Below are 12,593 nucleotides of genomic sequence, written 5' to 3'. Positions count from 1 at the left end.
TCAAAAAAACAGGCGGCGGGCCAAAAGCCCGCCGTTTTTCTTGTAGCGCAAGGCAGGGAGGGATTCCCCTCAAGGGCCTGATTCGGCGGTAAAATTCTCCTTGATTTCGCGGCTTTGACCGCCGCATTGAGCATGAATTCGTCGCTTTGTGAAATGGACAGAGCGCGTCGCGGTTTCGATTTTGTAACATAATTGCCACAAGCCTCCGTCAATCCTCGTGCAGAGGGCAAAATTGCCTAATAATTAGGCGCATGCTTAAGCCTTGTCCTTGAGAATCTTGGCGTTTTGCCGGCATTTTCGGGTCATCGAGTTTCTTTCAGCTGGAGCAAATAATGAAACTTCTCCCCTTCATCGCGGCAGCCGCTCTGGCCGCCTCTTCCGGCGCGGCGCTCGCCGCGGACCTGCCGAGCACCAAGGGCGCCCCCGTTGCGCCCGTCGCGGTCAGCCCGTGGGATTTTGACGTCGGCGCCACCTTGACGAGCGATTATCTCTTCCGCGGCATCACCCAGTCCAACCATCAGCCGAGCGTCTGGGGCCGTGGCGAACTGCGCTATAACTGGAGCGACAACTGGCAGTTCTATGCTGGCGTCTCCGGCGAAAGCATCAAGTTCACGACCAATGACTTCCCGGTCGGCTCCCCTGCGATGGAACTTGACGGCGACGCTGGCGTCCGCGGAACCTTCGACAAGTTCGCCTTCGATCTCGGCGGCATCGTCTATGGCTATCCCGATTCCCCCACCGGCACCCATCTGGTGTACAGCACCATCCTGGGCGCTTACCCGATCGGCCTTGCGCCGCGTAACCCGACCTTCTTCGAAGCCTATCTGAAGCCGACCTACACGGTTAACGATATGCTCACCCTCGGCCTGAACTACTTCTTCACGCCGAGCTATCTCAACACCGGCGCCACCGGCAACTATCTGTCCGGCACCGTCAAGGTCACCGGCTGGGGCAATTTTTCGGCCTTCTCGGTTTCCGGCGAATTCGGCCATCAGTGGCTGGGCAAGGTCGACTCGGTCTATACCGGCGCGAACTCCTCGGCTTATTGCTACATCGCGTGCGGCGGCGCGGGCGTCGCCTTCGGCGATCTCCCCGACTACAACTACTGGAACGCCGGCCTGTCCTACACCTGGAAGTTCGTCACGCTCGATCTGCGCTACTATGGCACCGACCTGAGCAAGGCCAAGGCCTATATTCTCACGGGCATCCCGAACGCTGGCAACGTCCAGTTCGGCTACTCGACCAATTCGAACTATGCGGACGACCGCTTCGTCGCCACGCTCTCGTTCGACCTGACCAGCAAGGACCTCAAGTAAGGTCAACGACCAGCGGGTTACGCTCGCGGTCTGCCAGTGAAGATTGCGCCCGGCGAGTTTGCCGGGCGCTTTTTTTTTTGGCTTGCGCCCTGGTCAATTTGGCGGCGCCTTGGGCGCCTCGCCATGGCTGGCGCCTAATTATTCAGTTCCAACTGATTTCAGATTAGGCAAGTCGCCCCAGGCCTTCATGGCAAGAATGCCGAGATCGCGATGTAAGTGATTGAATTTTCGTAAAAGTCCAAATAGGGCGAGCGTTGCCTTTTTTGGCAAGCCAATTGCTAAGTCCGGTCGCTGGATTTGCACGGGCGCCGTAATCGCGGGCTTCCATGCGGTTTTGCGCTTGCCTTCGCTTCCCACCTTCAGATCCAAAAAAATGCGTTCACCAACGAGAGGCGTGAAATGACGACTGCCAAGGACGTTCTCAAGAGAATCAAGGACGAAGACATCAAGTATGTCGACCTCCGCTTCACCGATCCGCGCGGCAAGTGGCAGCATGTGACCTTCGACATCGCCCTCGTCGACGAGGAAATGTTCTCGGAAGGCACGATGTTCGACGGTTCCTCCATCGCCGGCTGGAAGGCGATCAACGAATCCGACATGCTGCTGATGCTCGATCCGTCGACCGCGACGCTCGACCCCTTTTTCGCCGCCAAGACGCTGTCGATCGTGTGCGACGTGCTCGAGCCGATGACCGGCGAGCCCTATAACCGCGATCCGCGCGGCATCGCCAAGAAGGCCGAGGCCTATCTCAAGACCACCGGCATCGGCGACACCGCCTTCTTCGGTCCGGAAGCCGAGTTCTTCATCTTTGACGATGTCCGCTTCAAGGCCGATCCCTACAACACCGGCTTCGTGCTCGACTCCGTCGAACTGCCGACCAACCAGGACACCGCCTATGAAAGCGGCAACCTGGGCCATCGCGTCCGCACCAAGGGCGGCTATTTCCCGGTTCCGCCGGTCGATTCCGAGCAGGACATTCGCGGCGAAATGCTCGCGGCCATGGCGGCCATGGGCGTCAAGGTCGAAAAGCACCATCACGAAGTGGCCTCGGCCCAGCACGAACTCGGCATGAAGTTCGGCACGCTGACGACGATGGCCGACCATCTCCAGATCTATAAATACGCCATCCACCAAGTGGCGCACATCAACGGCAAGACGGCGACCTTCATGCCGAAGCCGATCTTCGGCGACAATGGCTCGGGCATGCATGTCCACCAGTCGATCTGGAAGGGCGGCAAGCCGGTGATGGCTGGCGACAAATATGCCGACCTGTCGCAGGAATGCCTGTGGTACATCGGCGGCATCATCAAGCACGCCAAGGCCCTGAACGCCTTCACCAACCCGTCGACCAATTCCTACAAGCGCCTGGTCCCGGGCTATGAAGCCCCCGTTCTGCTCGCCTATTCGGCGCGCAACCGCTCGGCGTCCTGCCGCATTCCGTGGACCAACAACCCGAAGGCCAAGCGCGTCGAGGTTCGCTTCCCCGATCCGACCGCCAATCCCTATCTGGCTTTCGCGGCCATGCTGATGGCCGGCCTCGACGGCATCGTGAACAAGATCGATCCGGGCGCCGCGATGGACAAGGATCTCTATGATCTGCCCCCGCGCGAACTGAAGAAGATCCCGACGGTGTGCGGCTCGCTGCGCGAGGCGCTCGTGAGCCTGGACAAGGACCGCGCCTTCCTGAAGGCTGGCGACGTGTTCAACGACGACTTCATCGACGCCTATATCGAGCTGAAGATGCAGGACGTGATGCGCACGGACATGACCCCGCATCCGGTCGAATTCGACATGTATTATTCCTACTGAGCGGCAAGCTCAGGGAAACGCGAAGGGCGGCCGAAAGGCCGCCCTTTTCGTTAGACTGGCTCGGACCCTTCGAAGCGACGATAGTGCGCAACGGCCGAATTTGAATCAGACGAGATTCGTGACGCGCTTCCAGCGAGCAGCCGTCACCCCGGATTCGAGACTGAGCCTGCCGACAATCAGTTCGAGCGCGAGTTCCCGCTGCTTGTCGGACGTCACCTGCGCGACGATCTCGACACGGTCGCTTCCTTCGATATTGGCGCTGTCGAGCTCCCGCAGGTGGAGAGCGCCGGTCGAAAAATTGTGCAGAAGCAAAGCGCGGAATTTTTCCTCCTCATCCGATCTGCAGATCATCGTGACAAGATAGAAGGTTTCCACTTCCGCGCTTTCGATCGGCTGCCGGTCGATCATCGCGATCAGCGGGCGCAGGAACAGATTGATCGAGGTGACGAGCAAGACCGCAAGAAGCGCATGTCGCCAGTAACCCGCGCCCGCCAGCAAGCCGACGGCGCCGGAGCACCAGAGCGTCGCCGCGGTGTTGAGGCCGCGCACATTTGCGCCTTCCTTGGAGATCACGCCCGCCCCGAGAAAGCCTATCCCCGTGACGACCTGCGCGGCGACCCGCGTCGGGCTTTCGTCCGAGAACTGCCCGGCGAAAACGACAAAGATCGCCGCCCCCAGCGAAACGAGCGTATTGGTCCGGAGCCCGGCCAGACGTTGACGCCATTGACGTTCGAAGCCGATTCCCGCGCCGCAAGCCAGAGCCGTCAACAGGTGGATGGCGTCGTCGATGAAATGTTGTTCCAGAAAGGCCATTTTGCGTTTCGAAATTTTCTTGAGGGCGGCAGGCGTAGAAACGAGCCGAATTTGCTTCGCGCTTTCACGGCCCCGCGCGCGATAAATCGTCAAATCGATGAAGGTTTTACGACAGGTTCGCCGGGATCTGCGCGCCGTCAAAAAAATCCCGCCCGCGACCACGCCGCCCCAGAACCAGCGCTGCGCGATCCCGGGTCCATTATGGCGGCGTTGCGACGAGTTCTGTAAGGGCGCCCGGCGTCCCAGCCCTGACGATTGCGCGTTCTTTATTATTGCAAAGGCGCAGTTCACGGTGATAATGCGGCGCAGCGGCTTTTCCCCCCAAACCGCCGCTAGAGAGCCTGGGATTTCCCGCGTTGAGGCGGTTGCCCGGCCGCTGTTTCAAGGAAGGATATTCCCGATGTCCGTGCGTACCATCATCTTCGCTGCGTCCGTAGCCGCGCTCGCGTTCTCCACGCAATCTGCTTCCGCCGACCAGACTCAAATCGGCACCTTGCGCTGCGACGTCGCCGGCGGCGAAGGCTTGATCATCGGCTCGCAGCGCGCGCTGAACTGCCAGTTCGCGTCCGTCAGCGGCGCCGTCGAGCATTATACTGGCACGATCACCAAGCTCGGCGTCGATATCGGCCCGACCGGGGCCGGACAAATTGGCTGGGCCGTGTTCGCGCCGGCCACCGGCATTCCCGGCGGCGCTCTTGCCGGCAGCTACGGCGGCGTGACGGGTTCGGTGACGGTCGGCGTCGGCCTCGGCGCCAATGTGCTCGTTGGCGGCAGCGCCAGCACTATCGCCCTTCAGCCGGTGTCGCTGAATTCGCAGACCGGCCTGAATGTCGCGGCCGGCATTGCGGGTCTGTCCCTGCAATATGTCCCGCCGGCGAAGAAGCATCGCCGTCATCGCCATCACCACTGATCGGCGCCTTCACTGATCGATTTGGCGCCCGGCTGCGAAAGCGGCCGGGCCGTCTTGCTTCAGGGCTTGAAATGCGCCGCGGCAGGCTCCGCGCCAGTTTGAGCGCTTAAGACTTTGGCTGTCGTTTCCAACCGGCGGCCAGGCCATGAAAATTCACGTTCGTCTTTTTCTCCCGCTTGTCGTCCTGTGCCTGTCCGGGACCAGCGCGCCGTCCGTCGCGCAGAATTATGCGCCGCCGCCTTCGGGCCATGTCGCGCCCGCGCCGGCCCCGGCGCCCATCGCGCCGCCGCCGCCGCAATATCGCACGCCGGTCTATGAGACGCCGGCCTATTATCCGCGCAATTACTATCCCAGCGACTATTATCCGCAGACCTATTATCGCGGAAACTGATCCGGCTCATTCGAGGCGCACCAGCACGCTGTCGCCGGCGCCATTGGCGTCGATCACCGAGACTCGGGCGAAGCCGGCGCCGTCAGGCGTCCAGCGCGCTTCGTGGCGCTGGCTCTGGGCGTTTGCGGGCTCCTTCAACGGCGCGCCATTGATCATCCACGTCAGTGGCGGAGCGCCGCCCTGCGCCTTCAGCGCCAGTTCGGGCTTGTCCTCGCTTGCCGCCGCCGCAAGCAGCAGGCCGAGGTCTATGCGCGCGCCATCCGGCGGAAAGGTGATTTTCAGCGGATTGGCGAAAGTCGCGGACAGGATTTTCGGGCCGTCGCGCCTCAGATGTCGAAGCGGCGGCGGCAGGTTCGCGGTGGTCGCGACGAGCACGCCGGGCGGGCGGGGCGGAGGCTCGTTGGCGCCGCCGATGCGGGCGAAGGCGCCGAACAGGATCGGCGCCGCAACCTGCCGTCCGATCAGGCCGGCGACTGCGCCATTATCGGCTCGGCCGACCCAGACCGCCACCGTATGCGCGCGGTCGAATCCGATCGCCAGAGCGTCGCGATAGCCATAGGACGTGCCGGTCTTGAAGGCGATCTTGCCGAGCGGCGCATTGTCCGGCGGCGGCGCGAAGCGAAGAATGTCGGATACCTGCCAGGCGGCTCCGGGCTCCGCGATCCGGCGCGGCGCCAGCGGCGGGCGCGGGTCGTCGAGGCTTTCGACCAGCTCCGGCGCGAGTCCGCCGCGTGCAAAAGCGGCATAAAGCCGGGCGAGATCGCGCAGCCGCACGCCGACGCCGCCCAGCCCAATGGCGAGACCGGCGTCGGAGTCTTTCGGCAACACGAGAGTCAGGCCCGCGCTGCGCACCCGCGCGACGAAGCGCGCCGGACCGATCTCGTTGAGCAATTGCGTCGCAGGCAGGTTGAGCGACAGTTGAAGCGCCTGCCGCGCGGTGACCGAGCCGTGAAACTTGTCGTCGAAATTGACCGGCTTCCAGGCGCCATAGCGCATGGGGGAATCGTCGAGCAGGGTTTCGGGATGGGCGATCCCGTCGCCGAACGCCATGGCGTAGATGAAGGGCTTAAGCGTCGAGCCGGGCGAGCGCAGCGCCTCGGTCATGTCGATCGCGCCGGCGCGCTCCTTCGAGAAATAATCCGCGCTGCCGACATGGGCGCGGACCTGCCCGCTCGCATTGTCGATCACCAGCATCGCCATGGTCAGCTTCGGCCCGAGCCGCTCGGCGCGGTCGCGGGCGAGACTTTCGAGACTTGCTTGCAGGCGGGCGTCGAGCGTCAGGCGCAAGACCTTGCGTTCGGGATGGGCGCGCGCCATCGCCTCGGTCGCGTGGGCCGCGAGATTTGGGAAGGGTTTGCGCAGGACGGGCGGCGGCTCGGCCTTGGCGTGGCGGGCCTCACTCTCGGTCAGGACATGGGCGGCCAGCGCGCGGTCGATCACCCGGTCGCGCGCGGCGCGGGCTGCGTTCCGCGCATGGTCCGGGCGCCGCGCCTCGGGCGCCTGCGGCAGCGCGACCAGCAGGGCCGCCTCGCCCGGGCTGAGGCGGCGCGGCTCCTTGCCGAAATAGGCCAGGCTCGCCGCGCGCAAGCCTTCGAGATTGCCGCCATAGGGCGCGAGCGCGAGATAGATGTCGAGGATCTGCGCCTTGTCGAACCGCGCTTCGAGTTGGCTGGCGCGAAGGATTTGCCGCGCCTTGGCGAGAAAATTGCGCTCGGGGCGCGGCTCCAGCAGCCGGGCCGCCTGCATGGTCAGGGTCGAGCCGCCGGAAATGGCGTGGCCGTGGCGGACATATTGCCAGGCGGCGCGCGCGAGGGCGCCGTAATCGACGCCGTGATGCTGCGCGAAACGCTTGTCCTCATAGGCTTTCAGCAGCGCGAAAAAGCGCGGATCGACTTCGCTGACCCGAACTGGCAGCCGCCAGCGTCCTTCCGGCGTCTCGAAAGCGCGCAGCAATTGCCCGTCGCGGTCGAGCGCGACCTTCGAGGCCCGGTCCAGCGCGGAGAGATCGAGCGGCCCAAGCGCCCGCTGGGCGTTCAGCCATGCGCCGGGGACCGCCAGGCCGAGAAACCCGGTGACGGCGGCGGCGTAAAGCCAGGCGCGCCGGCGTGTTCCGCTCACTTCTTCGCGCTTCCCGAAATCTCGACCGTCCCGAAGCCGGTGCGTCCGAATCGCTCGGGCCGGTACATGTCCTCGATGGTCGCGGGCGGCAGCACGAATTTCCCCGGGCTGACCGCGCGCACGATATAGGCGATGGCGAAAACCGCCTTGTCCGAGCCGCTGCGCTCGAAGGCGGCGACGAAACGGTCGTCTTTCGCTTCCTTGTGGGTCGGCGTCACTTCCGCCTTCACCCATTGCAGCTCTTCGGTCGAGCCGCCGTCGAACAGGTCCGGGTTCTCAATCTCCAGTCCCGCCGGCAGCCGGTCTTCGAGGATCAGCCTTGCATAAGCGGCCTCGGTTTCGGTGACTTTCAGGGCCACCACCAGCCGTTCGTTCTGGGCAATGGCGTTGGCCTCGACCGGGGTTCCGTCGAGGCGGTAGAAGCCGCGCTCGATCTTGTAGCCGTGCGATTCCTCCGGCTCCTTCTGCGTCGGGCGGCCTGAGACGCCGACCGCGATGCGAACCGGCGCCTTGCCCTGATTGACGATGGTCACCGGCTTGGCCGCGAGCGCCAATTCGTCGAAACGCGCGGAATAAACCCCGTGATGTGGCGCGCCGTCGATGGCGAGATCCTGCGTCTCGGCCTGAGCCGCCATGGCTCCCGCCGCCAGCACCATCCAGCTTTCCTCCTGCGTCGAAGCGCGGGGCGTCACGGCGGCTTCGCTGTTCACCACTTGCGCTGCCTTGACGATGACCGCCTGATCGGCCTGGCTTTCGGAGGCCAAAGTCAACAGCCCAGCGCCGTCGCGAAGCAGAGAGCCGTAATCCGCGCGCGAATAAGGCTCCGCCTTGCTCTTCTGGAGGAAGTCGCTCGCCGAGGCGAAGACCTTGCCGGCGCGCTCGCGGTCGCCGATGAGAGCAAGGGCCGCAGCGAGCTGGGCGCGGGCGAAGGGCGTGTCGAAGGCGTCGAGGCGCGCATCGACAAGATAGCGCAGATCGCCCGAGACAGGCCGGCCGTTGCGCGCCAGCACATAAACGGCATAGGCGAGGCCGGCGCTGTTCTCGATCTTCGCGTCGGAGGAATTGACGACATAATTGCGCAGCCGGTCGAGCGCATTGTCCATCGCGCGCTGCGGCACGACATATTTGTTTTCGCGCGCCCGGGTCAGGAAATCGGCGACGAAAGCGGTGAGCCAGACATCCTCGCCGCCTTCTGTCGACCACAGGCCGAAGGCGCCGCTGGAATCTTGACGCGACAGCAGCAAGGCGATGGCGCGATCGACCCGCGCGGGAACATCGCCCGCCAAGGCTTGTCCGCCCGCGCCCGAAAGCTTGCTCAGATAGAGCAGGGGCAGCGCGCGGCTGACCGTCTGCTCCGAACAGGACCAGGGATAGACGTCCAGCGCGCTCAGCAGGCCCGCGACATCGACGCTTCCGAGCGGAGCCGCCGTCGCCGTGACGGCCCCTGTCGTGGGCAGGAATTCCGCGAGCAGGTCCTTCGACAACACGAGGCTTTCGCCCGGCTGCAGATCGTGGAAGCTGCGTTTCACCAGTGCGCTTGTGCCCGGCTCGATATTAAGCGCGAGGCTTTGCGTGGCTTCGAATTTGGGGCCGGTCAACGTCACTTCGACAATGCCGGCGCCAATCCCCATCGCGCGCAGGGGCACATCGACAGAGGCGTTTGCGCCCGCGCCGAGCTTCACGGCCTGATGCAAGGCGGCGGCGTCGCTCGCCAGGGGGCCGCGCAGATCGACGCTCAGCTTGTAGTCGCCCGCCGCGCCCTCGACATTGTCGAACCGCAGATTGAGCCGCGACTGGTCGTCGAGCGCGAGGAAGCGCGGCAGGCTTGCCTGCACCACCACCGGATCGCGCACGATGACGTCGACCGATGCCGAGCCGGCCCGGCCCTTCGACCACGCCACCGCCGTCACCCGAACCGTTCCGTTGAAAGCAGGCAGGTCGAATTCCACCTCGGCCTTGCCGTCCGAGCCGACGTGGACCAGACCGGAGTAAAGCGCCAGCGGCTCCTGGCTGGGCTTTTCGGCGGAAGTGGCGTCGCCGCCGGAATCGCCGCCCGAGCGGATCATCCCGCGCGTTCCCTGCAAACCGTCGATCAGGAAGCCATAGATGTCGCGGATTTCGGTCGCCAGCGCGCGCTGGCCATAGAAGTGATTGCGCGGGTCCGGCGTCTGGTAATGGGTGAGGTTGAGAATGCCGAGGTCCACCGCCGCGACCGTCACATAGGCCTCTTCATTCGCCGCAAGCCCGGTGAGCTGGATCGGCAGCTTCAACTTCTCGCGCGGCCGCGCCTTGGCGGGGGCGTCGATCGCGATGTCGAGCCGATGCGCGGCTGGATCGACCGCGAACCAGGCGAGGCCGAGGGCGCGGCCAGGCATGCGGCCCGCCGCCTTGTCGAGCGGGCGATGGGCCAGCACGAGCGCATAGGCGCCGACGCCCCAATCTTTGCCGACGGGCAACGTAATTTCGTTGTCGCCCTTCTTGAGATCGACCGGCACGGTCGCCTTCACGCCGTCGCCGACCACGGCCAGCGTGGCCTTGCCGTCACTGCGCGCGGCGATCTTCAGCTTGATCGTTTCACCGCTGGCGTAAGCCGCCTTGTCGAGCGTCACATCGAGCTGGTCGGGCGTTCCCGCCTTGGATTCGCTCGACCAGCCGACGTCGAAGGTCACCGAGGTCTGGGCGTCGTTGGGGTCGTCGTCGCGCAAGTCGAGCCGATATTGGCCGAGGCCGACCACGGCGGCGATTTTCGCCGGGGCGTCCGGGTTCAGATCGACGGCGCCATCCGCGACGCGGCGCGAGGATTTCACCTGTTCGAAATTCCAGCGCCCGTCCTGCTTGTACCATTGGTAATCATTGTTGAGGCGATAGAGCGACCAATGGGCGTTGCGCCGCACGGTCCGCAAGCCGTCGGGGCCGACGGCGATCACGTCGAAGGTCGCCTGCGCGCCGTCGGGCAGGTTGGAGAAATTCTTCTTCACGCCGATCAACCCGCCCGGAGGCAGCAGCGGCAGGTAAGTCAGCCGCTCGATGGCGCGACCGCCTTCCTCGCCGGCGCGCAACGCGATCTTGGCCTGCAGCGGCCGGGTCGCCTTGACCTGCGGAATCGCGACATTGACGACCGCCGCGCCCTTGGCGTCGGTGGTCTGCGCCTCTTCCAGCTCGTTCTTGATGGAGGAGAAGTCCTCGTCCGCCACGCCGGCCTCGAAGCCGTTGAGAGCGGGCAGGCCGTGGTCGGTCGCGGCTTCGATCTCGACGTCGCCATTGACGGCGAGGCCGGCGCCGGGCGCGCCATAAAGATAGCGCACCGCAACGCCGATCTGCGCGGTCTGGCCGGGCCGGGCGGCGGCGGCCTTGGGCGTCAAGACCATGTCCATGCGCTCGGGAACGTAATCCTCGACCAGAAAGCTCGTCTCGCCGATCGCGGGGCTTTTCGGGTCGGAGAAAGCCTGCACGGTCCAGCCGCCGGAGACCGCGCCGGCGGGCAGAATGAGATCGAGCGCGCGGCCGCCGAGGCCCTGATCGGGCAGGGCGACGCGCTTGTGCTCCACGCCATCGGGGCGCTTGACCACGAGGGTCAGCGGCGCGGCGGCGGCGAGGCCGTCGGAATCGCGCAGGAGCGCCGCGAGATGGACCGTCTCGTTGGAGCGATAGACGCCGCGCTCGGCAAAGACGAAAGCGTCGAGCGCCCGGGGCGGATCGCGGCCCTTCACGCCGCGATCTGTGAGGTCGAAAGCGTTTTGTTGCAGGTCGAGGAAATTATAATCGGTCTTGCCATCGCTGACGACGAGCAGGCCCGGCGCAAGGCCGCCCTGGCCGCGCGAAAGGCCCGGCGCGAAACGGACCTCGCCCTGCGCGTCGGTTTTGGCGGCCGCGAGCAGGTCGTTGTTTTTGGCGATCAGCCGGACATCGATTCCGGCCTTCGGTTCGGCCGTCGCCAGCGAGCGCACAAGCGCGGTGACGCCATCGCGCCCGCTGAGCGCGGTGAGGCCGAGATCGGACACGACGAACCATTGCGTCGCGCGGAGGCCATAATCCTCGTCGCCGTTTGCGGAGAGATCGTCGGCGGCCGCTGCGCTCATCACATAGACGCCCGGCTGCGGCTCGCCGAGCGCCTCCAGCGCCGGGAAATCGGTGACGACGTCCTTGTTGAGCTCTGATTTGACGTCGAGGCTCCCCGACCAGATCTTCTGGCCGTCGCTGTCGGCGAATTGCTTCAGGCGATAGGCGGAAAGCTGGGCGAGGAAATCCTCGGAGCGGATGGTGGGCAGCAGGTTGCGGTCGCCGATGCGGAAAATCTCGACCTTCACCTTGGAAGTGTTCACCGAGACGACCGGGATTCCCTCGGGGCCGACGCGCGGCAGGACGTAATTGCGCCCGGTGAAGCGCGCCTGCGGCGAGCGGTCGCGGACATAGATGGCGTAATCCTGCGTGCGCAGCAGGTTCTCGCCGACTGCGGAGGGCAGGCCCTGGCGCAGCACGATGGAATAATGCTCGCCGTGCTTCAGGCCTTCGACGCAGACCTGCCGCTCCTCACTGGAGATGGCGGCGCCGCTGCGGCCGTCGAGCGAGACGAAGGGCGAGAAATCGCTTTGGCCGCGCGCGAGATCCTCGGAAAACTGGAAGCAGATGCGTGGGCTCAAGGATTCATTGTCGACCTTGTAGTCCAGCACTCGGAAGCCGTATTTCTCGCGCAGTTCGGCATAGGTCTTCTGAACAGCCGGAACGGCGCCGGCGTCGAGGCTGGCGCGATAGGCGTTGAGCGCGTCGCGCCACGAGTCCCGCGCGGCGAAAATCTCGCCCGTCAGCGCCAGCGCGGTCGCTACTTCGGTCTTGGCGCGGGCGTGGCGATAGGCGGCGAAGGCGGCGGCCTGCGCCTGGTCCTTGAGCTGCTCGGCGTCGTCGCCCTTGTTCATGGAGGCGGCGAGCGAGGCGCGCGCGAACGAAATCCAGTCGGGGGCGCTCTGGGGGGCGGCGGCGACGATGGCGCCGAGGATCGGCAGGGTCTTGGCGATATCGCCCTTCTGCCCGGCGGCGGCGGCCTGCTTTCGCAGCTCCGCGAGCGGCGTGTGGGCGCGCAGGTCGGCGCTGTCGTCGGCGAGCTTCTGCTCCAGCCGGGTCGCCGAACTGGCGAGATCGTCATTCGCATAGGGCTTGTCGGCGGCCCAGGCGCAAGCGGGGAAGAGGACGAGGGCGAAAAAGGCGGAGCGAAGGCGGGACAGCAGGCTCATGTGGGCGT

The 12,593-nt window shown here is 65.1% G+C and carries 8 protein-coding genes; 4 read left to right on the top strand and 4 right to left on the bottom strand.

What is annotated here, in order from left to right; translation table 11 throughout:
* Positions 1-332 precede the first annotated feature (332 nt).
* A complete protein-coding gene (locus QM467_RS11495; protein WP_283366460.1) occupies positions 333-1,316 on the top strand; it encodes a TorF family putative porin in 984 nt (327 codons plus the stop codon).
* 138 nt (positions 1,317-1,454) lie between these two features.
* Here the strand turns inward: QM467_RS11495 and QM467_RS11490 are convergent, their stop codons facing one another.
* Complete coding sequence (locus tag QM467_RS11490) at positions 1,455-1,685, bottom strand: hypothetical protein (protein ID WP_283366459.1); 231 nt, start codon at positions 1,683-1,685, stop codon at positions 1,455-1,457.
* Between the two features lie 30 nt (positions 1,686-1,715).
* On the opposite strand from QM467_RS11490, the gene glnA reads away from it, so the two are divergent.
* Complete coding sequence (gene glnA, locus QM467_RS11485; RefSeq protein WP_283366458.1) at positions 1,716-3,125, top strand: type I glutamate--ammonia ligase; 1,410 nt, start codon at positions 1,716-1,718, stop codon at positions 3,123-3,125.
* Between the two features lie 105 nt (positions 3,126-3,230).
* Here glnA and QM467_RS11480 read toward each other — a convergent pair whose 3' ends face one another.
* Positions 3,231-3,938, bottom strand: coding sequence for an MgtC/SapB family protein (locus QM467_RS11480; protein WP_283366457.1), 708 nt, complete (start codon positions 3,936-3,938; stop codon positions 3,231-3,233).
* A 400-nt stretch (positions 3,939-4,338) separates the two neighbouring features.
* On the opposite strand from QM467_RS11480, the gene QM467_RS11475 reads away from it, so the two are divergent.
* Positions 4,339-4,848, top strand: coding sequence for a DUF992 domain-containing protein (locus QM467_RS11475; RefSeq protein ID WP_283366456.1), 510 nt, complete (start codon positions 4,339-4,341; stop codon positions 4,846-4,848).
* A gap of 145 nt (positions 4,849-4,993) precedes the next feature.
* Entirely contained in the window at positions 4,994-5,239 is a 246-nt protein-coding gene (locus QM467_RS11470) for a hypothetical protein (RefSeq protein ID WP_283366455.1), read from the top strand.
* 6 nt (positions 5,240-5,245) lie between these two features.
* Here QM467_RS11470 and pbpC read toward each other — a convergent pair whose 3' ends face one another.
* Positions 5,246-7,357 (bottom strand): penicillin-binding protein 1C, encoded by a 2,112-nt coding sequence (pbpC, locus tag QM467_RS11465; protein ID WP_446737766.1) that lies wholly within the window; start codon positions 7,355-7,357, stop codon positions 5,246-5,248.
* Positions 7,354-12,585 carry an alpha-2-macroglobulin family protein gene (locus QM467_RS11460; protein ID WP_283366454.1) on the bottom strand — a complete coding sequence of 1,744 codons (5,232 nt, stop codon included), beginning with the start codon at positions 12,583-12,585 and terminating at the stop codon, positions 7,354-7,356. The genes pbpC and QM467_RS11460 overlap by 4 nt, the downstream gene beginning before the upstream one ends.
* Between the last annotated feature and the right edge of the window lie 8 nt (positions 12,586-12,593).

The organism is Rhodoblastus sp. 17X3 (genome assembly GCF_030056575.1).
GTDB lineage: Bacteria > Pseudomonadota > Alphaproteobacteria > Rhizobiales > Beijerinckiaceae > Rhodoblastus.
Note: the sequence above shows the minus strand (reverse complement) of the source record. Positions and strands in the feature narration are given on the sequence as shown.

What these genes read in the sequence shown, in the direction of transcription:
- QM467_RS11470 (WP_283366455.1), top strand. Translation starts at nt 4,994, where the DNA reads ATGAAAATTCACGTTCGTCTTTTTCTCCCGCTTGTCGTCCTGTGCCTG.
- glnA (WP_283366458.1), top strand. Translation starts at nt 1,716, where the DNA reads ATGACGACTGCCAAGGACGTTCTCAAGAGAATCAAGGACGAAGACATC.
- QM467_RS11480 (WP_283366457.1), bottom strand. Translation starts at nt 3,938, where the DNA reads ATGGCCTTTCTGGAACAACATTTCATCGACGACGCCATCCACCTGTTG.
- QM467_RS11475 (WP_283366456.1), top strand. Translation starts at nt 4,339, where the DNA reads ATGTCCGTGCGTACCATCATCTTCGCTGCGTCCGTAGCCGCGCTCGCG.
- QM467_RS11460 (WP_283366454.1), bottom strand. Translation starts at nt 12,585, where the DNA reads ATGAGCCTGCTGTCCCGCCTTCGCTCCGCCTTTTTCGCCCTCGTCCTC.
- QM467_RS11495 (WP_283366460.1), top strand. Translation starts at nt 333, where the DNA reads ATGAAACTTCTCCCCTTCATCGCGGCAGCCGCTCTGGCCGCCTCTTCC.